This is a genomic window from Campylobacter sp. LR291e (assembly GCF_008633915.1).
GTDB lineage: Bacteria > Campylobacterota > Campylobacteria > Campylobacterales > Campylobacteraceae > Campylobacter_D.
In genome coordinates, this window is the sequence record NZ_VJNV01000005.1 from 16,834 (window position 1) to 42,610 (window position 25,777).

General features: G+C 29.2%; 30 protein-coding genes and 1 pseudogene. 11 read left to right on the plus strand and 20 right to left on the minus strand.

The features are described 5' to 3' along the window. Window positions 1–98 precede the first annotated feature (98 nt). The 3 genes from trxB to sodB all read left to right on the plus strand — a co-directional run bounded on the left by trxB (window position 99) and on the right by sodB (window position 2,375). Complete coding sequence (gene trxB / locus FMM58_RS01250; RefSeq protein WP_150151506.1) at window positions 99–1,037, plus strand: thioredoxin-disulfide reductase; 939 nt, start codon at window positions 99–101, stop codon at window positions 1,035–1,037. 58 nt (window positions 1,038–1,095) lie between these two features. Continuing rightward, on the plus strand, window positions 1,096–1,647 hold the full coding sequence (locus FMM58_RS01255; RefSeq protein ID WP_150139604.1) for an RBBP9/YdeN family alpha/beta hydrolase: 552 nt from the start codon (window positions 1,096–1,098) through the stop codon (window positions 1,645–1,647). A gap of 77 nt (window positions 1,648–1,724) precedes the next feature. Further along, the gene (gene sodB, locus FMM58_RS01260) at window positions 1,725–2,375 is read left to right on the plus strand and encodes a superoxide dismutase [Fe] (RefSeq protein ID WP_150139605.1); all 651 of its coding nucleotides are present in this window, start codon (window positions 1,725–1,727) and stop codon (window positions 2,373–2,375) included. A 25-nt stretch (window positions 2,376–2,400) separates the two neighbouring features. Here sodB and nspC read toward each other — a convergent pair whose 3' ends face one another. Continuing rightward, window positions 2,401–3,561 (minus strand): carboxynorspermidine decarboxylase, encoded by a 1,161-nt coding sequence (nspC, locus tag FMM58_RS01265; protein WP_150139607.1) that lies wholly within the window; start codon window positions 3,559–3,561, stop codon window positions 2,401–2,403. A gap of 82 nt (window positions 3,562–3,643) precedes the next feature. On the opposite strand from nspC, the gene FMM58_RS01270 reads away from it, so the two are divergent. From FMM58_RS01270 to FMM58_RS01280, 3 genes are read left to right on the plus strand one after another with little or no spacing between them, the layout of a single operon-like run. Then, complete coding sequence (locus tag FMM58_RS01270; protein WP_150139609.1) at window positions 3,644–3,865, plus strand: MoaD/ThiS family protein; 222 nt, start codon at window positions 3,644–3,646, stop codon at window positions 3,863–3,865. Window position 3,866: 1 nt separating this feature from the next. Continuing rightward, a complete protein-coding gene (locus tag FMM58_RS01275) occupies window positions 3,867–4,304 on the plus strand; it encodes a molybdopterin synthase catalytic subunit (protein ID WP_150139611.1) in 438 nt (145 codons plus the stop codon). Between the two features lie 10 nt (window positions 4,305–4,314). After that, window positions 4,315–5,496, plus strand: coding sequence for a molybdopterin molybdotransferase MoeA (locus tag FMM58_RS01280; protein WP_150180305.1), 1,182 nt, complete (start codon window positions 4,315–4,317; stop codon window positions 5,494–5,496). Here FMM58_RS01280 and FMM58_RS01285 read toward each other — a convergent pair whose 3' ends face one another. From FMM58_RS01285 to FMM58_RS01340, 12 genes are all read right to left on the minus strand, one after another. Next, the gene (locus FMM58_RS01285; RefSeq protein ID WP_150180306.1) at window positions 5,497–5,928 is read right to left on the minus strand and encodes a Sua5 YciO YrdC YwlC family protein; all 432 of its coding nucleotides are present in this window, start codon (window positions 5,926–5,928) and stop codon (window positions 5,497–5,499) included. Then, window positions 5,918–6,973: a DNA-methyltransferase gene (locus FMM58_RS01290; protein ID WP_150180307.1), complete on the minus strand. Its 1,056-nt coding sequence runs from the start codon at window positions 6,971–6,973 to the stop codon at window positions 5,918–5,920. The genes FMM58_RS01285 and FMM58_RS01290 overlap by 11 nt, the downstream gene beginning before the upstream one ends. Window positions 6,974–6,991: 18 nt before the next feature. Beyond that, on the minus strand, window positions 6,992–7,765 hold the full coding sequence (locus FMM58_RS01295; protein WP_150180308.1) for a type II restriction enzyme: 774 nt from the start codon (window positions 7,763–7,765) through the stop codon (window positions 6,992–6,994). Then, a complete protein-coding gene (locus FMM58_RS01300; RefSeq protein WP_223810430.1) occupies window positions 7,758–8,639 on the minus strand; it encodes a DNA adenine methylase in 882 nt (293 codons plus the stop codon). Before FMM58_RS01300 ends, FMM58_RS01295 begins: the two co-directional genes overlap by 8 nt. Then, complete coding sequence (gene proB / locus FMM58_RS01305) at window positions 8,608–9,372, minus strand: glutamate 5-kinase (RefSeq protein WP_150180309.1); 765 nt, start codon at window positions 9,370–9,372, stop codon at window positions 8,608–8,610. The genes FMM58_RS01300 and proB overlap by 32 nt, the downstream gene beginning before the upstream one ends. A gap of 62 nt (window positions 9,373–9,434) precedes the next feature. Continuing rightward, window positions 9,435–10,313, minus strand: a complete 879-nt coding sequence (locus FMM58_RS01310; RefSeq protein WP_150139623.1) for a sulfate/molybdate ABC transporter ATP-binding protein — start codon at window positions 10,311–10,313, stop codon at window positions 9,435–9,437. Window positions 10,314–10,320: 7 nt separating this feature from the next. Next, the gene (gene modB, locus FMM58_RS01315; RefSeq protein ID WP_150139625.1) at window positions 10,321–10,995 is read right to left on the minus strand and encodes a molybdate ABC transporter permease subunit; all 675 of its coding nucleotides are present in this window, start codon (window positions 10,993–10,995) and stop codon (window positions 10,321–10,323) included. Next, window positions 10,996–11,388: a TOBE domain-containing protein gene (locus FMM58_RS01320; RefSeq protein WP_150180310.1), complete on the minus strand. Its 393-nt coding sequence runs from the start codon at window positions 11,386–11,388 to the stop codon at window positions 10,996–10,998. Further along, the gene (gene modA, locus FMM58_RS01325; protein ID WP_150180311.1) at window positions 11,385–12,140 is read right to left on the minus strand and encodes a molybdate ABC transporter substrate-binding protein; all 756 of its coding nucleotides are present in this window, start codon (window positions 12,138–12,140) and stop codon (window positions 11,385–11,387) included. The genes FMM58_RS01320 and modA overlap by 4 nt, the downstream gene beginning before the upstream one ends. A gap of 111 nt (window positions 12,141–12,251) precedes the next feature. Next, complete coding sequence (locus FMM58_RS01330) at window positions 12,252–12,944, minus strand: methyltransferase domain-containing protein (RefSeq protein ID WP_150139630.1); 693 nt, start codon at window positions 12,942–12,944, stop codon at window positions 12,252–12,254. Continuing rightward, entirely contained in the window at window positions 12,941–13,555 is a 615-nt protein-coding gene (locus FMM58_RS01335) for a pimeloyl-ACP methyl esterase BioG family protein (protein ID WP_150139632.1), read from the minus strand. Before FMM58_RS01335 ends, FMM58_RS01330 begins: the two co-directional genes overlap by 4 nt. Beyond that, window positions 13,552–14,691, minus strand: coding sequence for an aminotransferase class I/II-fold pyridoxal phosphate-dependent enzyme (locus FMM58_RS01340; RefSeq protein WP_150139634.1), 1,140 nt, complete (start codon window positions 14,689–14,691; stop codon window positions 13,552–13,554). The genes FMM58_RS01335 and FMM58_RS01340 overlap by 4 nt, the downstream gene beginning before the upstream one ends. Before the next feature lie 70 nt (window positions 14,692–14,761). On the opposite strand from FMM58_RS01340, the gene FMM58_RS01345 reads away from it, so the two are divergent. After that, complete coding sequence (locus tag FMM58_RS01345) at window positions 14,762–16,048, plus strand: adenosylmethionine--8-amino-7-oxononanoate transaminase (RefSeq protein ID WP_150139636.1); 1,287 nt, start codon at window positions 14,762–14,764, stop codon at window positions 16,046–16,048. On the opposite strand, the gene bioD is transcribed toward FMM58_RS01345, so the two are convergent. The 7 genes from bioD to FMM58_RS01380 all read right to left on the minus strand — a co-directional run bounded on the left by bioD (window position 16,040) and on the right by FMM58_RS01380 (window position 22,713). Beyond that, window positions 16,040–16,633 carry a dethiobiotin synthase gene (bioD, locus tag FMM58_RS01350; RefSeq protein WP_150139638.1) on the minus strand — a complete coding sequence of 198 codons (594 nt, stop codon included), beginning with the start codon at window positions 16,631–16,633 and terminating at the stop codon, window positions 16,040–16,042. The two genes, FMM58_RS01345 and bioD, sit on opposite strands and share 9 nt — an antisense overlap. 592 nt (window positions 16,634–17,225) lie before the next feature. Then, window positions 17,226–18,668, minus strand: coding sequence for a pyruvate kinase (gene pyk / locus FMM58_RS01355; protein WP_150139640.1), 1,443 nt, complete (start codon window positions 18,666–18,668; stop codon window positions 17,226–17,228). Window positions 18,669–18,677: 9 nt separating this feature from the next. Further along, the gene (locus FMM58_RS01360) at window positions 18,678–20,024 is read right to left on the minus strand and encodes an FAD-dependent oxidoreductase (RefSeq protein ID WP_150139642.1); all 1,347 of its coding nucleotides are present in this window, start codon (window positions 20,022–20,024) and stop codon (window positions 18,678–18,680) included. A 228-nt stretch (window positions 20,025–20,252) separates the two neighbouring features. After that, entirely contained in the window at window positions 20,253–20,876 is a 624-nt protein-coding gene (locus FMM58_RS01365; RefSeq protein WP_150139644.1) for a type III pantothenate kinase, read from the minus strand. After that, window positions 20,858–21,139 carry a tram-like protein gene (locus FMM58_RS01370; protein WP_223810135.1) on the minus strand — a complete coding sequence of 94 codons (282 nt, stop codon included), beginning with the start codon at window positions 21,137–21,139 and terminating at the stop codon, window positions 20,858–20,860. Before FMM58_RS01370 ends, FMM58_RS01365 begins: the two co-directional genes overlap by 19 nt. A 23-nt stretch (window positions 21,140–21,162) precedes the next feature. After that, window positions 21,163–22,158: a hypothetical protein gene (locus FMM58_RS01375; RefSeq protein ID WP_150139647.1), complete on the minus strand. Its 996-nt coding sequence runs from the start codon at window positions 22,156–22,158 to the stop codon at window positions 21,163–21,165. Next, window positions 22,159–22,713, minus strand: a complete 555-nt coding sequence (locus tag FMM58_RS01380; protein WP_150139649.1) for a hypothetical protein — start codon at window positions 22,711–22,713, stop codon at window positions 22,159–22,161. Between the two features lie 116 nt (window positions 22,714–22,829). Between FMM58_RS01380 and gatC the strand changes: the two genes are divergently transcribed. From gatC to lysS, 4 genes and pseudogenes are all read left to right on the plus strand, one after another. Continuing rightward, a complete protein-coding gene (gene gatC, locus FMM58_RS01385; protein ID WP_150139651.1) occupies window positions 22,830–23,117 on the plus strand; it encodes an Asp-tRNA(Asn)/Glu-tRNA(Gln) amidotransferase subunit GatC in 288 nt (95 codons plus the stop codon). Window positions 23,118–23,180: 63 nt separating this feature from the next. Next, window positions 23,181–23,741, plus strand: a pseudogene (locus FMM58_RS01390) (CvpA family protein); the annotation flags it as partial. 61 nt (window positions 23,742–23,802) lie between these two features. Beyond that, window positions 23,803–24,273 (plus strand): Fur family transcriptional regulator, encoded by a 471-nt coding sequence (locus FMM58_RS01395; RefSeq protein WP_150139655.1) that lies wholly within the window; start codon window positions 23,803–23,805, stop codon window positions 24,271–24,273. Continuing rightward, window positions 24,274–25,776 (plus strand): lysine--tRNA ligase, encoded by a 1,503-nt coding sequence (gene lysS / locus FMM58_RS01400; protein ID WP_150151508.1) that lies wholly within the window; start codon window positions 24,274–24,276, stop codon window positions 25,774–25,776. Window position 25,777: the final 1 nt, after the last annotated feature.

Sequence of the window (25,777 nt, forward strand, 5' to 3'; positions counted from 1 at the left end):
ATAAAAATTTAAATTTATACTAGATAATAATTTTTATTAAGTACTATTAAGAAATTTTTCTATATCATAATGAAAAAATTTCAATAAAAGGATAAATAATGTTAGATTTAGCAATCATAGGTGGAGGTCCTGCTGGACTTAGTGCTGGACTTTATGCTACAAGAGGTGGGCTTAAAAATGTCGTTATGTTTGAAAAGGGAATGCCAGGAGGTCAAATTACTTCAAGTTCTGAGATAGAAAATTATCCAGGGGTAGCACAAGTAATGGATGGAATTTCTTTTATGGCTCCATGGAGCGAACAATGTATGCGTTTTGGTTTAAAGCACGAAATGGTAGGGGTTGAAAAGGTTATTAAAAATAGTGATAATAGTTTTACTATTAAAATTGAAGGCGGAAAAGAAGCACAAGCAAAGGCTGTTATAGTTTGTACAGGTTCTCAGCCACGTCGTGCTGGTTTTAAGGGCGAGGATGAATTTTTTGGCAAAGGCGTAAGTACTTGTGCAACTTGCGATGGCTTTTTTTATAAAAATAAAGAAGTAGCCCTTTTAGGAGGTGGTGATACTGCACTTGAAGAAGCACAATATCTTGCAAATATTTGTTCTAAGGTATATGTAATCCATAGAAGAGATGAATTTAGGGCAGCACCAAGCACAGTTGAAAAGGCTAAGAAAAATGAAAAGATTGAATTTATAACAAGTGCTGTTATTGACGAGGTATATGGTGATAACAGTGGGGTTTGTGGCGTTAAGGTAAAATTAAAAGATGGCAGTATTAGAGATTTAAAAGTACCTGGAATTTTTACCTTTGTAGGACTTGATGTTCGAAATGAAATTTTAAAACAAGATGATGAAAAATTCTTATGTGCTATGGAAAATACAGGTCAAGTTAGCGTTGATTTAAAAATGCAAACTAATGTGCCTGGTCTTTTTGCAGCAGGAGATTTAAGGAAAGACGCTCCAAAACAAGTAATTTGTGCAGCAGGAGATGGTGCCATTGCAGCATTAAGTGCTATGGCTTATATAGAAAGTTTACATTAATTTAAGGCTAGTTTTCTAGCCTTTTTGTTATAATTGTCTTTAAAATAAAGGGGTAATTATGCAAGTTTATATCATTCATGGCTTTGAGTCTAATCCTAAAAGAAACTGGTTTCCTTGGCTACAAGAAAACTTAATTTTAAATAATATCAATGCTTTTACACCAACTTTGCCAAATTCTAGTACTCCTAATGTTGATGAATGGCTAGAAACTTTAAGCAAAGAATGTAAAAATATAGATGAAAATACCTATTTTGTAGCACATAGCCTAGGTTGTCTTATTACTTTGCTTTTTTTGCAAAAGATAAATAAAAAAATCGGTGGCATTATCTTAGTTTCTGGTTTTTCAAAGCTTGTAAATCACTTGCCCTTATTAGAAAATTTTACAAAAACAAGCCTTGATTATGAAAATTTAATAAAGCTTAGTCCAAAAAGACTTATAATAGCTGCAAGGGATGATTATATAATACCTCTTAATTTAACCCATAATTTAGCTAAAAATTTAAGGGCTAGTTATGTTGAGTTTGAAAAAGGTGGACATTTTATGCAAGAAGATGGCTTTACTAAAATGCCATTAATTTTAAATACGCTTTTGTATTTTAATAAATTCTAAAAAAGATAAATATTTTTTCTTATTTATTATAAATTTTATGATAGGATTTTAAGATAAATTTTTAAAAAGGAGAAAAAATGTTTGAATTAAGAACACTTCCCTATGATACAGGTTCTTTTGTAGGTTTTTTAAGTGCTGAAACTTTTTCTTATCATCATGGAAAACACCATCAAACCTATGTTAATAATCTTAACAATCTCATTAGTGGCAATGAGTTTGAAAATAAGGACTTAGTAAGCATTATTAAGGGTTCAAGTGGTGGAATTTTCAATAACGCAGCTCAAGTTTATAATCATGATTTTTATTTTGACTGTATTCAACCTATCTGTAAACAGCCTTTTGAGGATATAAGAGATGATTTAAAACTTGCCATTGAAAAAGATTTTGGCAGTTTGGATAATTTTAAAACTGAGTTTATAAAAGGGGCTACTGGCGTATTTGGTTCTGGTTGGTTTTGGTTAGTTTATAATACAAAGACAAAAAAATTAGAATTAGTAGGCACCTCAAATGCAGCCACTCCAATAGTTGATGATAAAATTCCACTTCTTGTTGTAGATGTTTGGGAACATGCTTATTATGTTGACCATCGCAATGCCCGTCCTGCATACTTAGAAAAGTTTTTTGGACATATTAACTGGGTTTTTGTATCTGTTAGCTATGAGTGGGCATTAAAAGAAGGTATGAATTCAGTTAGCTTTTATGCTAATAAACTTCACCCAATCAATTAAATTTTTAAGCCTTCGGGCTTAAAAATTAATTTCTTCTTCTAAATTCCTCATAATCAAATTTTCTTATCATTTTAAGTTCATTTTTTGCGTTTAAAAACATTAAGTTTGGCAATCTCACGCCATTAAAGGTAGTATTTTTTACAATGCTATAATGAATTTGGTCTAAAAAAATGATTTTATCACCCCTTTTTAATGGCTTTTTAAAGGCGTACTCTCCCATAATATCACCAGCCAAGCAAGTATTTCCACCTAGCAAATAAGCAAATTCGCCCTTTTTAAGCTTTGAAATTTTTTCATTATTCCTAGTTTTAAGTATCCTAGCATTTGCTACTTCGCTAGTATAAGGCATTATGATAGTATCTGGCATATGGGCTTCGCTTGAAGTATCTAGTATGGCTATGTTTTTTTCATTTTTTACTATGTCAATTACACTTGCTACTAAAACCCCTGTTTGCCAGCCTATAGCCTCGCCTGGTTCTAAATAAATTTGAGTTCCAAATTTATCGCTAAATTTTTTACATAAATTAATTAATTTTTTTATATCATAACTCTTTTTTGTGATATGATGACCCCCTCCAAAATTTACCCATTTTACATGCTTTAAAAATGGCTTAAATTTCTTTTCAAAGGCTTTTAAAACAAGTTCTAAGGAGTTAGCACTTTCTTCGCAAAGTGCGTGAAAATGTAGCCCATTGATTTCGCTTAAATCAGCATTTTTTAAATCCTTTGCTAGTATCCCAAGCCTTGAAAATCTACCACAAGGATTATAAATTTCTTTTGGGGCCACTGAAAATTCTACATTGCAACGAAGTCCTATTTGTTTATTTGCCTTTTTTACTTTATCCTTATAAAGTTCAAATTGATTTAAAGAATTAAAAACTATATGATTAGACAAAGCTATAATCTCATCTATCTCATCATCCTTAAAGGCAGGGGAGAAGGTGTGAATTTCTTTATCCATAAATTCTTTTGCAAATTTCGCCTCCCAAAGCCCACTACAAGTAGCTCCGTGTAGATATTCTCCAACTATTTTTAAAGATTTACTAAATGCAAAACCCTTCAAGGCTAAAAGTATTTTTGCCCCACTTTTTTCACTGATACTAGCTAGAAGTTCGCAATTTTTTCTAAGAAGATTTTCTTCTAAAACATAGGCTGGGGTTGAAATTTTACTTGCATACTCAAACATTTTATTCCTAAACTTATGAATTTATAAAGAAAAATAATAGTAAAATTAAAGGAAATTTTAGCTTAAATAAGAGGAAGATAATATGATAGAAATTGAATTTTTAGGTCCTATAAAAAAAGATAAAATCAAAATCAAGGCCTCTTCTTTAAAAGAGGTAAAAGAAATTTTAAAGCAAGATGAAAGCCTTAAAGAATGGCTTAGCCTTTGTGCAGTGTCTTTAAATGATGAACTTATTTTTGATGAAAATCAAAGTTTAAAACCAGGTGATAGATTAGCCCTTTTACCACCAGTTTGTGGAGGTTAAAATGTTTGAGTTATATAAGGGAGCACTTGATATAACAAAAATTTATGCAAAATGGTATGAATTTGCACTTGATAAAAATCATGGGGCTTTGGTTACCTTTTGTGGCATTGTAAGGGATGAAAATGACATTAGTGGTCTTAGTTTTGATATTTATGAACCCTTGCTTAATGCTTGGTTTAAAAAATGGTGTGATAAAGTGCAAAAGGATAATGTTTATTTAATGTTTGCCCATTCCATAGGCGAAGTTAAAATTCATCAAAGTTCTTATTTTGCAGGAATTTTAAGCAAACAAAGAAAATTAGGACTTGCTTTGATAAATGATTTTGTAGAAGATTTTAAAAAAAGTGCACCCATTTGGAAATACGATATAAAAAATAATGAATTAATTTACGCAAAAGAACGTTCAAAGCCCTTAAAAGGAGCAGGAATTTTAAGTTAAAGGAGAGTTTATGTTAAGTTATGAAGAAGCTTTAAAGATTTTACATACTCATATTAAGCCTTATGAAAGGATTGAAAAAATAATTTTAACTGAGTGTTTGGGGCGAATTTTAGCTGTTGATATAGTGGCTAAGGATAATTATCCTAAGCATTTAATCGCCTCAATGGATGGTTATGCAGTGAAATTTAGCGAACAAAATAATACTTTAAAGGTACTAGGAATTACAAAAGCAGGGAGCATGCCTGAGTTTAAATTAAATACTAATGAATGTGTTAAAACCTTTACAGGTTCTTTAATGTGTGAGGGTAGTGATACTTTAGTACCCGTTGAAAATGTGGAGTTAAATGGAAATTTATTAAAGATTAAAGAGGTGGTTAAGGAAGGCTTTGCAGTAAGAAAGATAGCTGAAAGTTATAAAGGTGGTGAGATTTTACTTAAAAAAGGAACTAAGCTTGATTATAGTGAGTTAGGGCTTTTGGCTGAACTTGGAATAATCCATGTTAGTGTTTTTGTAAAACCTATAATCGGCATTTTAAGTAGTGGAGATGAGTTAAAAGACCTTGGAGAATGCGTAGAAAATGAAGCCCAGCTTCGTTCTTCAAATCATATAGCACTGGCAAATTTAGCTAAAAAATTGTCTTGTCAAGCTAGAATTTATGAGCTTTTAAAGGATGATAAAAATTTGGTTAAAGATGCTATTTTAAACGCTTTGCAAAGTTGCGATATTTTAATTACCACAGGTGGCGTTTCTATGGGGGATTTTGATTTTTTAAAAGAATTTATGCAAGAATATAACCCGATTATTAATAAGGTTAGCATAAAGCCTGGCCGTCACATTAAAATAGCTAAGATAAATGAAAAATTTATTATTGCCTTGCCTGGTTTTCCATATTCTTCTATGGTTATGTTTAATCTTTTCGTGCGTGAAATTTTAAATGTGTGGTTCTTGCAAAAAAAGGATTATTTTTTCAAGGCATTTTTAAGGGGTAAATATAAGAAAAAGTCTAAATATTTAGAATTTGTAGCCGTTAATCTTAACTTTGAAGATGGAAAAATTTATGTAAATTTAAAGGATAAAAAAGAAGGTTCAAGTGCGATTTTAAACAATCTTAACAATAAGGCTGCATTAATGTGTATAAGCAAGGAATTTACTAGTGATAATGAGTTAGTAGATATAGTGCTAATGCCTTAATTATCTAAGCTTTTTTAGCCTTGTTAAAGAAAGTTTAAAAATGCGTGAGGGTTTTGTTTCAAAAAAAATTTCTCCTACAATCTTATCTGCCACACTTTTTGCCCATTCTTCATTAAATTTTTGATTGTGTTTATTAGCTGAGCTTGAAAACATGGGGCCGTGTTCTTTTAAAAATAAAGAATGCTTACAATCTTTCACAACGCGAATTGCTTTTTTATTTGGATAAATAAAGCTTGTTTTTCTAGCCTTTCTTATAAGATTTTTAAAATTATGTGGCACTCTTGTAAAATTTTGTAGTTCCTTAAAACTTGCCAAGCTAAGTACGCAAGGGGTATTTAAGGGTCTTTGTTTTAATTTATTTAATGTGCTTTCATCCTTGCTTAAAAAGCCTATTGTAGTATCAGTTTGTACTAAGAAAATTTTATTTTTCATACTCATAACGCAAAGAATCAATGGATTTTAAGGCATCATTTCTTAACACATAAAAAAAATTCCAACCATTATGATTTTTTTTATTTAAGTGTTTTGCTGCCATTTTGTGAATGCTTAAAAGTTCTTTTTTATCTCTTACTTTATTATCTTGTTTTAAGGTGCAAATAAAATTTTTATTTTTATCATAAAATTTTTCATTATCTTTTAAAAGACCGACCTTTTTTAAGCTTTCTAAACTAATGCGAGGAGGCTTGATTTCTAATTTTGCTTGGGTTAGTTCATTTGAAATAGTTTTAATGTTTTTTATACGAATTTTTGCAGAATCGATATAAATTTTATTTTCTTCAATGCCTAAAAAATGACGTCCTAAACGCCTAGCTACTGCCCCTGTGGTACCCGTTCCAAAAAATGGGTCAAGGATTAAATCCTTTTCTTTAGAATTAGAAAGAATGATTTTTTCAAGTAAAAGTTCAGGTTTTTGCGTAGAATGTAACTTTTTATTATTTTTATCCTTTAATCTTTCATTGCCCGTACAAAGTGCTAAATTCCATACGCTTTTTTCTTGTTTGTTATTGTTTAAAAATTTCATAGTTTTATAATTAAAGGTATATTTTGAATTTTTATTTTTAGCACACCAAATAAGGCTTTCATGGCTATTGCAAAATCTAGTACCCTTAAAATTTGGCACAGGATTAGTCTTTGCCCAAATGATATCATTTAAGACCCAAAAGCCCAAATTTTGCATAATGTAACCTATTCTAAAAATATTTTGAAAGGACCCAATTACCCAAATACTGCCATTATCTTTTAAAATTCTTTTACATTCTTTAAGCCACTTATGACAAAATTTATCATAGGCCTCAAAGCTTTCAAATTTATCCCATTTATCATCTACTCCATTAAATTTTTCCCCATTAACCCTTAAAAGTTCGTTTTGTGTTTGCATAAAATAAGGAGGGTCTGCAAAGATTAAATCAACGCTTTTACTAGGTAAATCCTTTAAAATTTGCACGCAATCGCCTTGCAAAATAATATCTTTTTTCATTTGAGTCCTTGTGAAATTTTAATTTTTATTTATAATTTTAAATTTTTTACTATTTTTTAGAAAAATACTATTATAATTTAAAATATCATTAAAACCAAATTCCCAAATCAAAAATTTATTATCTCTTTTTTCAAAAAATAGTGCAATAACTTCTTTTTGAGTGTGAATTTGCCATTGACGCATAGGATAATATAGTTGTCGAATGATAACATTTTTGGTATTTTTATTTTTGGCTTCTACTAGGACAATTTTATCTCTTCCTTCAAATCCGCTATCAACTTCTGTTTGCACAGATTTTACATTGATATTTTGATATAAATTTGTATTAAAGCTAAATTGTGGTGTATATTTGCGCCCGCGAATGCTTAAAACTAAGCTTTCATCATTTAAAAAGGTTCTAATAAGACTTGAGGCATATGCAAAATCTAAATGTTGCATTTCAGAATCCCCAATACTAGAGCTTTTTAATTCAAAATTAAGTTTGCTAGCATAATGAATGGAATTTGTCGTGATATTAGGAATATCAATATATCCTTCACCTTTACAAATCACATATTCTCCGTTTTTTATAGGCAAAATAAAAAGTTCATTTTCTATAAAAATTTCAGGTCTTTCTTCCCTACTATCTTGTTTGCATAAAATACGAACTTCCTTTTGTGAGGTTTTATTAAAATCTTTTACACATTTTTTTATAGATTGGGCATTAATAAAAAATGGTTTGTTATCAAAATTATGTTTTGTTATTTGCAATTTATCAAATATAGTTTTCCAACTTTCATTATTCTTACTCATAATTCCCCTTAATTAAAAGTTCTACAATCTCTCCTCTTTTATCACTTTTGCAGTTTATCGCCCTTTTTGCTTTTATTTCTATGATTTTAAAATCTTTGTAAAGTTTACTTATAAAAGCTGTATTAGAATTACTTTGCAATACCTTTATGCCCTTAGAATCTAAGGTTTTAAAGTGCTTAAAAAGTCTTATTTGCTCATTTTCTAAAAAATTATCAGTATAGCTTACAAAACTCGAAGTTTTATTTAATGGGGCATAAGGAGGATCAAAATATATAAAATCGCCTTTTTTTGCTTTTTGAGTGGATTTTTCAAAATCATCATTGGTGATAAAGGTATTTTTCAAGGCATTATGAGCATTTAAAACCAAGCTTTCATCATAGATTTTAGGGTTTTTATAACTTCCAAGTGGGGTATTAAATTCGCCCCTTAAGTTATAACGACACAGACCATTAAAACAAGTTTTATTCAAATACATAAATCTAGCTGCCCTAAGATAAAGTGATAGAATCCCAAATGCCTTTTTATCTCTATCAAGATTGCGAATCTTATAAAAATGCTCTTTGTTATGATTATTTGCAAACTTTTTAAGCTCATTTAAAAACTCTTTTGGATTCTCTCTAATCACCTTATAAACATTCATTAATTCATTATTCTTATCATTTAAATATACATATTTAGATTCCAAAATTCCTTGATTTTTAAGATAAAAAAATAGGGCAGCCCCACCTAAAAAGGGCTCAAAATAATTATTAAATTTTTTCGGCACAAAGGGCAAAATAAATTCTAAAATATTTCTTTTACCTCCAGCCCATTTTAAAAATGGCTTACTTTCTAAATTTGCTTTACAAGCCATTTTCAAATAAGGTACCACCATTTTGAACATTATCTAATAAAAAATTTTTAGCTACATTTAAATCAAAGCCACTTGCTAAAAACATTTTTTTATTATTTTCAAGTAAAAACTTAGCTGCCTTTAATTTAGTGACAATCCCCCCGGTTCCATACTCGCTACCCGTTTCAATCTCTACATCAAGCCACTCATCATTGATTTTATCAAGCTTAGAAATAAGTTTTGCGTCCTTAAATTCAGCAGGATTTTTATCATAAAAACCATCAATATCGCTTAAAATTATAAGCATACTAGCATCAAAAAAATAGGTAGTATAAGCTGATAAACTATCATTATCGCCAAAGACAATCTCGCCAGTATCAACCGTATCATTTTCGTTTATAATAGGCAAAATGCCAAGTTTTAGCATCTCATCAATGGTATTTTTAGCTAACCTAGTAGCCTTTCTTGAGTCAAAATTCTTAGCAGTTAGTAGAATTTGAGCACCTATTTTATTAAATTTGGCTAAGAATTTATTATAAATGCCTATTAAAATAGGCTGTCCAATGGCGGCTAATACCTGTTTATTGACAAGGCTTTTTCTATCTAAATTTATCTTAGTTTGACCCGTGGAAATGGCAGCTGAGCTTACCAATATAACCTCGTATTTTTGCATTAAAGATACTAAAAATTTAACTAAATTTTCAACCCTTTCTTCGCTAATTGAATTTTTTTCACTGATAATATGAGAGCCCACTTTAACAACAATTCTTTGCATAAAAAACCTTAAAAAAATTTATAGAAGTATGGCAAATTTCAAGTAAAAACTAAATTAAATTTTTAAAGCTTGCCGATTATCAAAGGGTTAAAGGCCTTTATAGAAACTACTAGGGTATCGCCTATTTTAATATCCTTGTAGGTGTTTTCAAATTCATCTTGACTAAGGGTAATTTTAATAATATCTTGATTTAATAAAAGCGTTAAAACATACATAATATCGCTTTTATTAATGTCTAGCAAAACAGCACTAAGTCTAAGTTTAGCACTTAAATTTGAATGAGTGAAAAATTCCTTAGTCTTAGCATCCTTTACTATTCGTCCATTTTTTATTTCAATTACTCTTTGTCCAAGTTTGTAAATTTCTGATAAATCATGGCTTACAAGCAAGGTAGTAATACCAAAATGATTTAGAGTCTTTGCTAGTTCATCTTGCAAGTGAGAACGCATTTTAAAATCCAATGCACTTAAGGGCTCATCCAAAAGTAAAATTTTAGGCTTTCTAGCAAGGGCCCTCGCAAGTGCTACGCGTTGAGCTTGTCCGCCTGATAATTCCTTAGGATAAGAGTGTTCAAGCTTTTTAAGCTCCATTACTTCCAAAAGCTCATCAATCCTTTTTTTATCATTACTTGCATAGGATACATTTTGTCTAACATTTAAATTTGGAAATAAGGCATAGTCTTGAAACATAAAACCTATACGTCTTTTTTGAGGTGCTAAATTTATGCCTTTTTTTGTATCAAGCCAAACTTCGTTTTCAACATCTAATCTTCCAAAATTTGGGGTTAAAAGTCCTGATATAATTCTAAGTAAGGTAGTCTTTCCAACTCCACTTTCACCAAATAAAACTGAAATTTTGCCATCTTCTAGGCTTGTTTTAAATTCTAAATTTAATAAACCTCTAACCGTGTTAATAGGGTGTTTTATATCAATATTTATCATTTTTTACCTAATAAGTGAATTTTTTATTTACAAAATAAAGGCTTAAAAGTATGATAAAGCTTAAAGCAAAAAGCACAAAGGCATAATGGTGTGCAAGGGTGTAATTTAAGGCCTCAAGCTCATCATATATAGCAATACTAGCAACTAATGTTTCTCCCTTTTTGTGTCCACCTATCATCATAACAACGCCAAATTCACCAACCGTGTGTGCAAAGGCCATAACACAACCTGTAAAAATTCCAACCTTTGAATTTGGGATAATTACCCTAAAAAGCGTGGCAATCTTACCCTTGCCAAGTGTATAAGAAGCATCGATTAAATTTTTACTTACCGAAGCAAAGGCACTTTGTAAGGGATTTACCATAAAGGGTAGGGAAAAAAGCATGGAGGCAAATACAAGACCTTCAAAGGTAAAAACTAGGGTTAAATTAAAGTATTCTTTTAAAAATTGTCCGACTGTGCTGTTTGCTGAAAAGGTAACCAGTAAATAAAAACCTAAAACGCTAGGTGGTAAAACCAAAGGCATAGCTACAATTACTTGAAATATAGGTTTTAAAGGAAAGCGTACAAAGACAAAAAAATAAGCACAAAAAATACCTACAAAAAAAAGTAAAAAAGTGGTTATAAAAGAGAGTTTAAAAGTAAGCCACAGGGTCTCTAAAAAAGCACTATCAAGAAACATTTATATCCTTAAAGTTATATCATTTTCTTTAATAAAACAAAGTTTTTCTTCACCTTCTTTAAGCACCATTTCTTCGCCTTTCTTAGTTGTCACAATAGCACTCAAAGTTAAGCCTTGAAAATCAATAAAGACCTGCCATAAAAGTTTGCCTTTTACTATCTTTATAATCTTTGCTTTAAAAGTATTTTCAACGCTTAATTTTGAGTTTAAATCTGCAAGAAAAAGTTCATTTTCCTTAAAAAGCATTTCTATTTTATTATTTACTGCTAGATTGTCTAAGCTTAATAAATCTATCATTAAAACACTAAAAACGACTTCATTAACGGATAAGCGGGCGATAACAATATCGCCCTCGTTACAAAGTTCTACAACTTCACCAACTAAGATATTCACGGAGTGTTAAATCCATATTTTTTAATAATGGTCTTTGCTTCATCACTAGCAATAAAGGCTGCAAAATCAGTAGCAAGTTTTTCTTTCTTGCCCTTAGCATATTTTGTTACAACGAAAGATTGTTCAAGTGGTTTAAAGTATTTTTCATCGATGATTACAGCTTTTCCTTTTGGATTATTAACTTCTGAAACTAGAGAAAAAGCTACTATTCCAATCTCTGCTGCCCCACTATCAACGTGTACCACTGGTTGAGAAATATTATCACCTAAAACGATTCTATCCTTGAAAGTATCATAAATTTTAAGATTGTTTAAAACCTCAGTAGCTGCAACGCCATAAGGTGCAACCTTAGGATTTGCAATACTTAAATGTTTAATCTTAGAACTTTTACCTTTAAGCCCTTCAATTCCATCTTTTAAAAAACTTTCATCCAAAGCATAAAGTGCTACAACGCCTAAAGCATAAATTTTTGGCTCACCAAGAGCGTTTCCATCTTGTGCGATTTGTGCAGCGTATTTTGCATCAGCTGAGAAAAATACATCAAATTCACGACCTTCTTTTAAAAGTTGATAATGCTTACCAGAAGCACCAAAAACAAACTCAACCTCGTCTTTTGGGTGAGTTTTCTTAAAGGCTTCGCCTACTTCTGTCATAGCCTTAGAAGCTGATGAAGCCACAAAAACGCTTATTTTTTCCGCACAAGCATTTGTAACGAAAAACAAAATTCCTAAAAAAATCAGAATTTTCTTCATTTTTATCCTTTCTAGTAAAATAAATTATTTCATTTTAACATAAAAAAATAATATCTTTCTTAATTTTTGAAATATCATTAAATAGGCATTTTAAGGACAAAAACAGCCCCTTTAATTTTTATTTATTTTATATTTACATAAAATGAAAATGCAATGATAGCTAAGCTTATTTTTAAATCTTTTCTCATAGTCTTTTAAGAATTTTTTACTTAAAAAAAAGGGACCAAAAGAATTTGTCCCGTTTAATTTTAAGTGTCTAAACACTGACAAAGCACTATCAAATTCAAGTTCAAATTTTTTTTCACTTAAATTTAAGAGATCAAAATTTTTTTTAAGTAAAATTTCATATTCTTTTAAGCTTAGATATTTTAAGCCAAGATTTGTACTAAGCTTTATTTGTTCTAAATTTTTTTTACCAAAACTTGATAATAATAAAAGCCCATTTTTATTTAGCATAGTTGTTAAGGTCGGTAAAATTTTTTCTATATTAAGCCATTGCAAACACGCATTTGAAGTGATTAAATCAAATTTTTGTTTACTTAAAGGCGAGCTTTTAATATCATTCATATCAAAAATATAAGCATCCTTTAAACCATAATCTAAGCAATCATTTTTTATATATCTTTTAAATTTAATAATTTTTTGAATTTTTTTGCTAAACTCACCTTGCCCGGCCCCAAATTCAAAGACATTATCAAAATTTAATAAATTATTTTTTTGCAAAAGTTCGCATAAAAGATCAGCCATTTTTGCCTGTACTATGGCATTTGTTTCATAGCTTTTTTTAGCCTTTAAAAAATTCAAAACTCATCCCAGCTATCAAAATAAAAAAATAAAAAATGTGGTTCATTTACAAAGATACATTCTTGAAAACTTGCCAAAAGGGCAGTATTTGGAAAGATTAAATCCCCTTTACTTGCATAAATTTTATCCCAAGAAAAATTTACTTCCTTAGTATTTAAAATATAATCATACAAGCTTTTAAGCTCTTTTTTAAGTTCTATTTCACTATTAAATTCAAAGGAATTTGTTTTACTTAAGTGTTTTCCAAAAAGAAAGATTTTAAAATCATCAATTTTTAAATTTTTAATGGTTTTTAAAAAAAGTGTAGGGGGAATTCCTTTTTCTTTATGAATTCCAAAATTTGTACCATTAATGGCGATTTTTTTATTAAAGCTTAAATTTGATAAAAAATGAGTAGCTACGCAAACTCCCATAGAAAAGGCAATAAGGCTTATTTTATCGTAATTTTTTATATCTAATTTTGGCAAAGTTAAATCCTTATAATCATATACCATTAAAACATTTTTTTTGCTACTTAAATGCTGATAATGGCAAGGCTTGCTTGCAAAACCTGCAAAAAATATTATAAGTTCTTTTGAATTTTTATTAAGATGCAAAAACTGCGTTTTCATAAAAAACTCACTAGATTTTTTATTTCTTCTTTGTTTAAATCACTATGCAAAGAAAAGCGAATTCTAGCACTATTTTTTGCTACGCTTGGTTCTTTAATGGCCGGGGCGAAAAAACCTGCTTTTACTAATTTTAAGGAACTTTCTAAGGCTTTTTCATTTGAGCTTAAAATTAAGCTGATTATATAAGCATCCCCTAAGACATTTAAATTTTTTTCTAGTAATTTATCTTTAAAAAAGCTTGAAATTTGCATTAAATTTTGTCTTCTATCTTCAAAGAAGGCTAGTTTTTTAAAGATAAATAAGGACCAAGCTACATTTATGGGAGGTAGGGCAGTTGAGTATATAAAGGCCCTAGCTTTATTTATGAAAAAATCCTTAAAATTGTTATTACAAATCATACAAGCACCCATTGAAGAAAGGGCCTTTCCAAAGGTAAAGATTATAAAATCAATCTCTTTTTCAAGTTTTAAAGCCTTTATTCTACCCATTCCATTACCAAAACAACCAACTGAATGTGCCTCGTCAATGTAAAGTAAGATATTTTTATAGCTTTTTTTGATTCTTACAAGACTTTCAAGGTCGCAAAAATCACCATCCATGCTAAATAAGGCCTCGCTTAGAATGATTATATTTTCATATTCTTTATGATATTTTTGCACTAAGCTTTCTAAATCCTTTAAATCATTATGTTTAAAACGGCGAAAATTTGCCCTACCAAGTTTTAAACCATCAATCATACTTGCATGAATTTGTCTATCGGCTAAAAAAAGGGTATTTTTTAAACTTGCTAAAGCACTTACACAAGAAATATTTAAGTGATAGCCACTATTAAAATGAAGACAGCTTTTGCTTTCAAAAAAGGTGCTTATAAAGCTTTCAAGTTCACTAAAAATACTAAAATTTCCACTTAAACTTCTTGAACTCGTGCTTGAAAAATATAAATCATCCTTTTTGATAGAGATTAAAAACTCATTTTTTAAATTTTGCAAAGAGGATAAATTTAAATAATCATTACTTGCTAAATTTAAAAGTTTTTTACCACTTTTAAATACGAATTTATCATATTTTTTTAAGGGTGTTAGTTCTCTAAAATTTGCATTATCTTTTAAATCTTGCAATATTTTTGAAATTTGCATAAATTTTTTCCTAAAATTTAAAAATTTAAAGTATTATTGTGCCAAAATAAATTTAATAAAGAAGTAAAAAATGAATAGCAAAGAGCTTAAAAATTTGGATTTAAAACACATTTGGCATCCTTGTTCGCAAATGAAAGATTATGAGAATTTGCCCTTAATTCCTATAAAAAAGGCAAAGGGCGTTTGGCTTTATGATTTTGATGATAAGCCATATTTAGATTGTGTGAGTTCTTGGTGGGTAAATCTTTTTGGACATAGTAACAAGTATATTAACAAAGCCATTAAAAGGCAACTTAAAAGCTTAGAACACGTGCTTTTAGCAGGTTTTTCTCATGAAAGCATTATAAAACTTTCAAGCCGTTTATGTTCGCTTTTGCCATATCAAAAATGCTTTTATGCAGATAATGGGTCTTCTGCTGTTGAGGTCGCTTTAAAAATGAGTTTTCATTATTTTTTAAATAAGGGCGTCAAAAAAAGTAAATTTTTATCCCTTGAAAATGCCTATCATGGTGAAACCTTAGGCGCGTTAAGCGTTGGAGATGTGGCACTTTATAAAGAAATTTATACCCCCTTACTTTTAGAATGCCTTAAAACCCCTGTGCCAAAAAGTGATGATTTTGAAAATGAATTAAATGCCCTTAAAAACATACTTCAAACACACTCAAAGGACCTTTGTGCCTTTATCTTAGAACCTCTGGTTCAATGTGCTGGAAATATGCATATGTATAGTGCTAAATTTATAGACGAGGCTATTAAGCTTTGTCATAGTTTTGGGGTGCAAGTTATCTTTGATGAAATAGCTACTGGATTTGGTCGTACGGGTACTATGTTTGGGCTTAATCAATGCGAAGAAAAACCTGATTTTATCTGTCTTTCAAAGGGTATAACGGCTGGTTATTTGCCACTATCTGTCGTAATGATAGATAATAAAATTTATGATTGTTTTTATGATAGCTATGAAAACAATAAGGCTTTTTTACACTCTCATAGCTACACAGGAAACGCTTTAGCTTGTGCAGCTGCAAATGCTTGTCTTGATATTTTTGAAAAGAAAAATATCATAGAAAAAAATAAAATTTTAAGTGAATTTATAAAAAAAGAATTTGAAAACTTGAAAGAATTTGAATTTTTAGGAAATTTTAGACAAAGGGGAATGATTTATGCCTTTGATATTGTAAAAACAAATAAAAATAGGGCTGGTCTTTTTGTCTTTGAAAAGGCCTTGCAAAAAAATATTTTATTAAGACCTCTTGGAAATACTATTTATTGTATGCCACCTTATGTGATAAAAAAAGATGAAATTTCTATGGTAGTAAGGGTGCTAAAAGAAATTTTTAGCAAAGAAAATTTAGTTTAAAATTTTTTGCATATTAAGCTTAAAATCATTATTTATCACGCTTTTTTCATTAAAAAAATCAACATTTATCAATGGAATTTGCGTGTAATTTTTAATAAATTCATCTTGCAAAATATCTTTTTTGCCCATCATTACTATACATAAAATTTTAATTTTTCTTTGTTTTAAGGCATCTATGCTTAATAATATGTGATTAATGCTACCTAAATAATACTTAGCCACTAAAATAGTAGGAAAATTAAACTCACTCATATAATCAATCATGGTTGTTTTTTCATCAATAGGAGTAAAAAGCCCACCAGCTAGTTCTATAACTAGTTTATCGCTTTTTGGAATTTTTATATCAAAGGCATTAAATTTAGCATTTTCAAGAATTTTAGCACGATGTGGAGAAGTAGGAGTTTTTAAAAAAAAACCAGTTTCAAAAATCTTTGTTTTTTGGCTAAATTTAGCTATAAGCTCACTATCTGTTGGAACACCAGCTTGTATAAGTTTAAAATAATCAAAATTTAAATTCGCACACATTAACGCACTTAAATGAGTTTTGCCTGCATCTGTATGAATACCACTTATATAAATTTTCATTGCAATTTCCTTGATAAATATTTGATTGTATCAAAATAGGGTTAAAAAGGTTATAATAATATAAAATTTATAATCTTATTTAAAGGAGCTTAAAATGCCCTACACCCTATAAACAAAACTAAAAGCAAATAAATTTTTTTTGTACCTTAGGAATAGAAATAAGCTTACCAGAAGAAGTAGACACATATAGTAATAAAGGGAATTTTGAGATAAGAATTAAGAATATAAATTTAAATGAGATAACAAAACAAAGCAACAACACAATAATAAAAAATTCCCCTATATTTATATATGTACAAGAAAGCAAACAAAACTATATAGCAAAATTACAGGATAAAGAATTTATCTTTAAAATAAATTTAGATAAAAATTTGCAAAGAAATAAATAAGGACAATTAATATTTAGAAAATACATTATGTCAACTTTATAAGATATTTTTCTTTATAGTATATTTTTATAGCATTGTGTGAAATAAAAATCTTTCATGTTTTGTATGATTACATAAAGCATAAAAGAAGCACAAAGAAAGTTTAGCACTTGGTCATACAAGGAATAAAAATTTATTTTAATAAATAAAGTTTAATTTTTATGTTATTTTAAATAATATTCAATTTGTTCTTTTTTAAGTATGCGAATAAGATTACTAGAACCTTCAACGCCTGTAGGAAAACCAGCAGTTAAAATATAGCTTTCGTTTTTATTCATATAATTTAACTTAACGCTTGTTTTAACAGAATCTTTAAGCAAAAGGACAAGCTCATCACTTGGATTTACTAAAATAGCAGGATTAACGCCCCAAACTATGCTTAAAAAATTTAGTGTTTTTTCACTATGTGCAATGGCTATTATATCTATATTTGGGCGATATCTTGCTATTTTAATAGCCGATTTACCACTACTTGTTAGGGCAAAAATGGCATTAACACCCAAATCAACGCCGATATGAGTGGCACTAGCCATAATTTTATCAGTCTCATCAAGATAATCAAAAAGATTAAATTTATTATAAGGATAATTTTTTTCTGTTTCTATAATGGTTCTAGTCATTACATTTACAGCATTTGCAGGGTCAATTCCAATTGCACTTTCCTCGCTTAACATTACAGCATCGCTTCCATCTAAAACAGCATTTGCCACATCTGAAATTTCAGCCCTAGTAGCATTCTTAGTTTTTGCAAGAGAAAAAAGCATTTGAGTAGCTGTTATTACAGGTTTTGAGGCGATATTTGCCTTTTGAATAATTTCTTTTTGAATGTTAGGCACTTTGTAGTAAGGTACTTCTATACCCAAATCTCCCCTAGCTACCATTATGCCATCGCTTATTGCGATAATCTCATCTATATTTTCAACGGCGTCAAATTTTTCTATCTTTGCAAAAATAGCAATCTTAGCCTTATTTTGTGTTAAAATTTCCCTTACTTCTGTAATATCATGTGCGTTTTGTACAAAAGAAATAGCTAAAAAATCAATCTCATTTTCAATGCCCCAAAGCAAATCAGCCTTATCTTTTTTTGTTATAACATCGATATTTATTTTAGTATTTGGAAAATTTATACCCTTATTTGAATTTAAAAAACCATCATTTTCTATGATAGTTTCTATAAAATCATTATGAATTTTACTAACTCTAGCACTAATTGAACCATCATAAAGATAAATATGCTCATTAACCTTTAACCTAGCTAAAACTTCACTATGATTTATACTAAGCTTGTAGTGATTATTAGCAATTTTAACGCCTAGTGTTTTATCCTTATAAAAGTCAAGTCTATCATCTTTTTTTAACTCAAATGGTGCTTGAAGTTCGCCTGTTCGTATCTTTGGACCACTTATATCTTGTAAAATTCCAACCCTAATATTTAATTCTTTTGAAATTTCTCTAATTTTTTCAAGATTAGTTTTATGATATTCATGACTTCCATGAGAAAAATTTAAGCGAAAAACATTTACGCCATTAAGAATCATTTGACGCAAAATCTCTTTGTTTTCGCTTGTAGGTCCAATTGTGGCTACTATTTTTGTCTTTTTTTGCATTAAATTATTTTATAGTAACTCACTAGTAAATTTATCTTCATCAAATTTTTGTCCTAAATACTTACAAACAATCTTACAATCGCGTTCAGCATTACCTAAACAACTTGTAGCACCAGGACTTGGAGTCATATTAAAAATTACCCCTTCAACATCGGTAATACTAGCTTCTCCAAGCATAATTTCACCCTTGGTCCTATCAATTACTTGAGGTCTTACCCCTCCAAAACCATCAGCATAATAAATATCGCTAGGCTTTAAGCTAGGAACAATTTTTTTAGCATTTTTTACAAATAAATATCTATTGAAAATTGGAATTTCATAAAGATAATTATAAAGCAAATAGTTACGAACCATTGAATCTTTCATAATATCAAAGGCAATTTTCATAAATAATCTATCAATTTTTAAAGTAGAGAAAAATTCAGGCATAGATTTTAAACCATGGTATCTTTCAAGCTTTGGTAAAACAAGGGCTGTTGGTCCAAAACGAGTATTCATATCAGCCAGTAAATCAGGGTCTCCATGCAAGGCAGCAAATGGCAATTTAGGATTTTGAACCATATAAACCTTACCATTTAATAGCTTTTGTTTTGTTAAGTAAAAGCTACCAGCAACAGGCCAACAACATTTATCAAGTCCTACACCTAATTTATGAGCTAAAAATAAAGAATGAGCTCCAGCATTTACTACAAGGGCTTTTGCGTGATATTCTTTATAATCAGTAGTGCGAATATAAAAGCCACCATCCTTTTTTTCTATAAAATTTACTTCTTGATTAAAGGCTACAAGTGTGTTTTTGCCTTGTTTTTGTCCTTGTTCAACCAAACTTTCACTCATTTTTCCATAATCAACCGTGGTAAACACCTCACCAGCTTCAATACCCATTCCAGCGATATTTTCAGGTCTATCATTACTAAAATTTTCATCTAGTGCAACGCGTGGTTCTATTTCTTTTATCTTTGTTTTGTCAAAAAATTTAATATATGGATAAAGTTCTTTAAATTCTTCGTATCTAGTTTTCATATATTCACATTCGCTATCTCCAACGGCAAGTGCCATTTTTTGATGAGAAAACATAAATTTATTTTCTGCGTTTTGTAGTTTTCCATATTTAATAATCATATCAGCAGTTCTTTTAACCTTTTTTGCCTTTTCAAAGGTATAATTTGTTTCAATATCCCCACAGTGTATAGTTTGAGAATTACTAGTTCCCTTGCTATTTAATGTAGCAGGTGCGTTATATTTTTCTATCAAAGCGATATTTTTAATATCTGTATATCTTGCAAGTTCGTAAAACAAAGCTGCACCAGAGATTCCAGCCCCAATAATAAGTACATCAAATTCATTTTGACTCATCTATTATTCCTTTTTAAATTCTTTCATAGGAAAGTTTAATGCAATTTCTTTTATAAAAAAATAAAAGCTTAAATAAGCTACCTTAAATGAGTATTTTGGTAACATATTTAAGCATTCATATGAATTAAATATCAATTTTAGTCCATTTTAGCCTATAAACAAAAATTAAATATTTTGTTATAAAATTGTAACCTTTTTTTAAAATATTGCATTTTCTTAAGTTTTTTATTATAAATTTGGATTTTCTTTTAAAAGCTTTTGCATACCCCTAAAAATAAGCAATCTATCAAAAATGGCATTATCAAAATAATTTGCTAAAAATTTACCATCTCCTCCTGTAAAATAAAGTTTTTTATTTTGTGTAGCGTCTTTTATTAACAAATAAATTCCCTTAAAAACGGCATAACTTAACGCATCGCTTGTTTTTTGAGCAAAGGCATCAAGGCTAATTTGAGTGTTAAATTCACATTTTAAACGAGATGAAATGGACGCATAAATTTTTCTATAATTTGCAATGCCAGGCAATATAAAACCACCAAGGTGCATAGAATTTGCCATTATATCAACCGTTATAGCACTTCCTGCATCAACAACCACTCCATCACTTATGGTATAACAAGCAGCGATTCTATCAACTCCAAGCCCTTGATAAATGGTATCAAAATTAAAATAAGGTTCTAAATCTACAAAATTTTTTTGTGTTTTTAAATGTTCTTTTATACTCTCATTTACATTGATAAAATATATTTTTCTATCGCTTTTAAAATCTAAAAATTTATCAATACTCATACTAAAATATTTTGTTTTTTCTAAAAAACTAGCACTGGAATTTCCTATATCACATAAGAGCATATAAATCCTTTTTCTTCTAAAATAGTTTTAGCCTTAGAACAAAGTGCGTTTTTAATAAAAAAATATCTTAGTTTTTGTTTTAAATTGAAAGTTTTATAAAGTTCTTCTTGCAAGCTAAGTAAGGCTAGGCCGTCTTTTTGTAAAAATCTATTTTTGCCCTCATAAGACATACAAAAGGCGTTTGAATTTAAGGCACAAAATATAGTTTTTTTCTTAGTAAATGCTTTTAAATCAATATAATTCATATTTGTAAAATTTAGCATGTTTATTCCTTTATTTAAAGTGTTCATAATAAATTTAAAATCTTATTAGAATAATAAAGCTTATCCCCATCCATAAAGGACATTTCTTCTTCAATTCCTTCTAGTTTAAAAACTTGAAAATCATTTAAATTTAAATCACTTTTAATCAAATAACCCGTTTTTTCCACCATATAAAGTGCATCATTATAAATATTAGCCTTTGTAAAAATGGCAAAATCAAATTTTTTTTCAGCCATTTTTTTAAGATTAAAATCTGTTTTTATAATGTTTCCATCCTTGCAAAATATAAAAATTTCATTCTCACCTATAGCTAGGGTTTTAATATCTGCATCTTGATAAAGAATTTGTTCGTAATTTGTTATAGCAATTATTTTTTTAGCCGTTGTAGCTATGATTTTATCTTGTATTATGTCTAAAAAAATCACATTATTAAAAAAATAATCTGCTGAAACTACTATATTTTTTATTATCGCATAATCTTGTCTAGATATGATGATTAATTTTCCATCTAAACTAGGATATATAATGTTTTCATCTAAAAAAATAGGTGCAGCGATACGACTATCTTGCCCAGAGGTCGCAGTTAGGGCATAAGAAAATTTAACACCTAAACTTCTATTTGCTAAAACTATAGAATTATTTGCTAAAACCAAGGCTATATCATCTCCACTAGTACTAACGCTTACAACACTAGCCTCGAAATTTTCAGTATATAATTCCTCGCCTATACTATCATAAATTTTTAATATCCCATCATTGTTAGCTACTATAAATTCGCCATCTTCATAAGCTAAAAGATTGTATCCCTTTTTAAGCTTGAAATTTAAGCTATCTGCGTAGTTTTTAGCTATTACTGAGTTATTTTTAAGTTTGGCACTAAAATTATTCCAATCTGTTATAGTAGAACTTAATTTTTCATCATAGCTTAATTTAGCTTCTATTTTTTCAGGGTTAAAATATTGTCTTTGTGTGGTACAAGCACTAAATATTAAACATATAAGGCATAAAAAAATTCTCATTTAAATGCCTTGATAGTGTTTTAAATTTTGAGAAAGTTGTTCTAAGCTTGAATTTGGCTTAATTTTATTTAATAAAATATTTGCCTCTTTGATTTTATTTTCTTCTAAAAGCTTAAAGGCTTGTAAAATAGTGCTAAAATCTTTTAAAAAAATGGAATTTTCATTAAAATTTAAGACTAAAATATTTTTTAACAAGGGATTTAATTTTTCATTTTTTGTAAGGGTTTTTAACTCTTCTAGGTTTGAATCTAAATTTTGGGCAAGAAAAATAGCATATAAATTTATATTTTTATCTTTTAATAATTTAATTGTCGTACTATCATTTGAATTTTGCATTAAACTAGCGTATAATTCATTACTTGTTTGAATATTGCTTTCTTGTACCTTTTGGATTATAAGGGTAGTAATAAAATAAAGTACCAAAATAATTAAAATAGCAAGTATGTAAAATTTATATTTTTTAATAAATCTTTCGCCCTTAATAAATTTTTCTATGAATTGTTCTTCTGTGTTTAAACCACTTTTGACAGCCTCTAAATTTTCTTTAAATGCCAAAATTTATCCTTTTTTGTAAATTTAAAAAGTGCAATTGTAACATAATAAAAATAAAATATTCTAAATAAAGCTTTTTATGTTATAATTTTTAAAATTTTTTTGACAAGGTTTGGATAATGCAAATTGATGAAAAACTACTTACAAAACTTGAAAAATTAAGCACTTTAAAAATTTCTAATGAAAAAAGAAGTGAGGTTATCGCACAACTTAGCGAGATTGTAACTTTTGTAGAAAAACTTAACGAATTAGATTTAAGTCAAAAAGAAGTTGTGGTAAGTACAATTGGTGGTGGAACGCCTTTTAGAAAGGATGAACCAAAGAGTAGTGAGGTTGTGGATATGGTTTTAAAGAACGCTCCAAGGCATGATGGACATTTTTTCTCAGTGCCTAAAATTATAGAGTGATTAACTTAATATTTAAGAGTTATATTGTAAAATTGTAAAATTATTTTTTAGGAAGAAAAGTTTATGAATTTTTACTGGTTTGATGTACTTATTTTAGGTTTTACCTTTCTTTTGGGATTAAAGGGTGGAGTTAATGGACTTGTTAAAGAAATTTTCGGTCTTATAGGCATTATAGGTGGTGTTTTTATCGCTGCTGTTTATTCTGATGAGGCTGCAAAATTTATCCAAGAAAATCTTTATAATATAGACAATAAAGACCTTGCGTCCTTTGCTGGTTTCTTATCTATATTAATTATTTTTTGGATTATATGCTTAATTTTAGGTTCTTTCATAGCAAGACTTGTAAAATTTAGTGGACTTAGCTTTTTAGATAGAATAGGTGGTTTTATTTTCGGTAGTGCCAAGGTTTTTTTAATTTTTGCTATATTGGTTTTTTGTATAGAAAAAATAGGACCTTTAAAAGATAAACTTGATAGCTTTGCAAAAGATAGTTACACTTTATCGGTACTTAAAAATACTGGTGCGTACATTATGAATCAACCATTAGCACAAAATCCTTTACAAGAATTAAAGCAAGATATTAACTCAAATATACAAGAATTAGGACAAAATATACAAGAAGGTACTCAAGAATTAAAAGACAATGTGCAAGAACTCAAGGATGATTTAATACAAGGAGTGCAAAATGATAATTGAAAATATGGAATATGATGCCTTGCTTGAAAGATTTAAGAAAATTCTAAGACAGGGTGGACTTAAATATACAAAGCAAAGAGAAATTTTACTTCAAACTCTGTACCATAACGATATGCATTATACCCCTGAAAGCTTATATATGGAGATTAAGCAAAGTGTGCCTGATTTAAATATAGGCATAGCAACCGTTTATAGAACCTTAAATTTGCTTGAAGAAGCAGAAATGGTAACTTCTATATCCTTTGGTTCATCGGGTAAAAAATACGAACTTGCTAATAAGCCTCATCATGACCATATGATATGCAAAAATTGTGGCAAGATTATAGAATTTGAAAATTCCGTCATAGAAAGACAGCAATCCTTAGTAGCAAAAGAACATAACTTTAAGCTTACCGGGCATTTAATGCAACTTTATGGAACTTGCAGTGGTTGTACTCAAAAAGTTAAGGTAAAAATTTAAATGTTTGATAATGTTTTAGAACAACAAAGAATCGCTAAGGCCGATACCTTAAAAAATGCAGGGATAAATCCTTATCCACATTTTTTGCAAAAGGATATGTCGATTGTAGAATTCAAAGAAAAATTTTCTTATATTCTAAATAGTGAAAATAAAAGAGATGAAAGTATAAATATTTTACTTGCTGGTAGGCTTAAATTACTAAGAGTGGCGGGAAAATCTACCTTTGCAAATATAGAAGATGAAAAGGATAATATTCAAATTTATTTTAATAAAGACAGCTTAGGCGAAGAAAAATATAATCTTTTCAAAAAAAACTTAGAAGTAGGCGATATTATAATTGTTCGTGGTTATCCCTTTGTAACTAATACAGGGGAATTTAGCATTCATCTTAATGACTTAAAACTTGCCGCAAAGGCTATTTCGCCATTGCCTGAAAAATTTCACGGCTTAACTGATATAGAACTTAGATATAGAAAACGTTATTTAGATATGATTATGAATAAGCAAGTAAGAAAGGATTTTATAACGCGTTCAAAGATACTTAGCTTAATAAGACATTTTTTTGAAGAAAAAAACTTTTTAGAAGTAGAAACGCCAATGATGCATCCTATCGCAGGAGGGGCAAATGCAAAACCTTTCGTAACCTTTCACAATGCTTTGGGCGTTGAGAGATTTTTAAGAATTGCACCTGAACTTTATTTAAAAAGACTTATAGTTGGTGGCTTTGAGGCTATTTTTGAAATAAATCGTTGTTTTAGAAACGAGGGCATGGATTTAACACATAATCCGGAATTTACAAGCATTGAGTTTTATTGGTCTTATCATAATTATAAGGATTTAATGAATTTAACCGAAGAGCTTTTAATTTTTCTTTTGAAAGAATTAAATTTAGGACAAGTTATAGAATATGATGAAATGAAAATCGATTTTACACTTCCTTTTAAAAGGCTAACTTATAAAGAAGCACTTAAAGAATATGGTTTGATAAATGAAGATATTTTTGGGAATAAAAATGCTATAATAGAATTTTTAAAAACTCATAATATTGATGTTAATGAGAGATTAGATTTAGGGCATTTGCAAGCTGAACTTTTTGATAATTTTGTAGAAAATAAGCTGATAAATCCAACCTTTATCACAGATTTTCCTATATCTATAAGTCCTTTGTCAAGAAGAAGTGATAGTGATGAAAATATAGCTGAACGTTTTGAGCTTTTTATCGCAGGTAAGGAACTTGCAAATGGTTTTAATGAGTTAAATGACCCAAAAGACCAATATGAGAGATTTTTAAAGCAAATTAAGGCTAAAAATGCAGGTGATGAAGAAGCTTGCGAAATGGACGAGGACTTTGTAAGTGCACTTGCCTTTGGTATGCCACCAACAGGAGGTGAGGGCATAGGCATAGATAGGCTTGTCATGCTATTAACTGGTAAAAAATCCATTCGTGACGTGATTTTATTCCCAGCTATGCGTCCATTAAAATCAGAATTAAAAGAAGGATAAA

What these genes read in the sequence shown, in the direction of transcription:
- sodB (WP_150139605.1), top strand. Translation starts at nt 1,725, where the DNA reads ATGTTTGAATTAAGAACACTTCCCTATGATACAGGTTCTTTTGTAGGT.
- FMM58_RS01370 (WP_223810135.1), bottom strand. Translation starts at nt 21,139, where the DNA reads ATGCTAAATTTTACAAATATGAATTATATTGATTTAAAAGCATTTACT.
- FMM58_RS01365 (WP_150139644.1), bottom strand. Translation starts at nt 20,876, where the DNA reads ATGCTCTTATGTGATATAGGAAATTCCAGTGCTAGTTTTTTAGAAAAA.
- FMM58_RS01270 (WP_150139609.1), top strand. Translation starts at nt 3,644, where the DNA reads ATGATAGAAATTGAATTTTTAGGTCCTATAAAAAAAGATAAAATCAAA.
- proB (WP_150180309.1), bottom strand. Translation starts at nt 9,372, where the DNA reads ATGCAAAGAATTGTTGTTAAAGTGGGCTCTCATATTATCAGTGAAAAA.
- FMM58_RS01280 (WP_150180305.1), top strand. Translation starts at nt 4,315, where the DNA reads ATGTTAAGTTATGAAGAAGCTTTAAAGATTTTACATACTCATATTAAG.
- modB (WP_150139625.1), bottom strand. Translation starts at nt 10,995, where the DNA reads ATGTTTCTTGATAGTGCTTTTTTAGAGACCCTGTGGCTTACTTTTAAA.
- FMM58_RS01345 (WP_150139636.1), top strand. Translation starts at nt 14,762, where the DNA reads ATGAATAGCAAAGAGCTTAAAAATTTGGATTTAAAACACATTTGGCAT.
- bioD (WP_150139638.1), bottom strand. Translation starts at nt 16,633, where the DNA reads ATGAAAATTTATATAAGTGGTATTCATACAGATGCAGGCAAAACTCAT.
- gatC (WP_150139651.1), top strand. Translation starts at nt 22,830, where the DNA reads ATGCAAATTGATGAAAAACTACTTACAAAACTTGAAAAATTAAGCACT.
- FMM58_RS01360 (WP_150139642.1), bottom strand. Translation starts at nt 20,024, where the DNA reads ATGAGTCAAAATGAATTTGATGTACTTATTATTGGGGCTGGAATCTCT.
- trxB (WP_150151506.1), top strand. Translation starts at nt 99, where the DNA reads ATGTTAGATTTAGCAATCATAGGTGGAGGTCCTGCTGGACTTAGTGCT.
- FMM58_RS01295 (WP_150180308.1), bottom strand. Translation starts at nt 7,765, where the DNA reads ATGAGTAAGAATAATGAAAGTTGGAAAACTATATTTGATAAATTGCAA.
- nspC (WP_150139607.1), bottom strand. Translation starts at nt 3,561, where the DNA reads ATGTTTGAGTATGCAAGTAAAATTTCAACCCCAGCCTATGTTTTAGAA.
- lysS (WP_150151508.1), top strand. Translation starts at nt 24,274, where the DNA reads ATGTTTGATAATGTTTTAGAACAACAAAGAATCGCTAAGGCCGATACC.
- FMM58_RS01375 (WP_150139647.1), bottom strand. Translation starts at nt 22,158, where the DNA reads ATGAGAATTTTTTTATGCCTTATATGTTTAATATTTAGTGCTTGTACC.
- FMM58_RS01275 (WP_150139611.1), top strand. Translation starts at nt 3,867, where the DNA reads ATGTTTGAGTTATATAAGGGAGCACTTGATATAACAAAAATTTATGCA.
- FMM58_RS01285 (WP_150180306.1), bottom strand. Translation starts at nt 5,928, where the DNA reads ATGAAAAATAAAATTTTCTTAGTACAAACTGATACTACAATAGGCTTT.
- FMM58_RS01255 (WP_150139604.1), top strand. Translation starts at nt 1,096, where the DNA reads ATGCAAGTTTATATCATTCATGGCTTTGAGTCTAATCCTAAAAGAAAC.
- FMM58_RS01310 (WP_150139623.1), bottom strand. Translation starts at nt 10,313, where the DNA reads ATGATAAATATTGATATAAAACACCCTATTAACACGGTTAGAGGTTTA.
- FMM58_RS01290 (WP_150180307.1), bottom strand. Translation starts at nt 6,973, where the DNA reads ATGAAAAAAGATATTATTTTGCAAGGCGATTGCGTGCAAATTTTAAAG.
- modA (WP_150180311.1), bottom strand. Translation starts at nt 12,140, where the DNA reads ATGAAGAAAATTCTGATTTTTTTAGGAATTTTGTTTTTCGTTACAAAT.
- FMM58_RS01395 (WP_150139655.1), top strand. Translation starts at nt 23,803, where the DNA reads ATGATAATTGAAAATATGGAATATGATGCCTTGCTTGAAAGATTTAAG.
- FMM58_RS01340 (WP_150139634.1), bottom strand. Translation starts at nt 14,691, where the DNA reads ATGCAAATTTCAAAAATATTGCAAGATTTAAAAGATAATGCAAATTTT.
- pyk (WP_150139640.1), bottom strand. Translation starts at nt 18,668, where the DNA reads ATGCAAAAAAAGACAAAAATAGTAGCCACAATTGGACCTACAAGCGAA.
- FMM58_RS01335 (WP_150139632.1), bottom strand. Translation starts at nt 13,555, where the DNA reads ATGAAAACGCAGTTTTTGCATCTTAATAAAAATTCAAAAGAACTTATA.
- FMM58_RS01300 (WP_223810430.1), bottom strand. Translation starts at nt 8,639, where the DNA reads ATGGTGGTACCTTATTTGAAAATGGCTTGTAAAGCAAATTTAGAAAGT.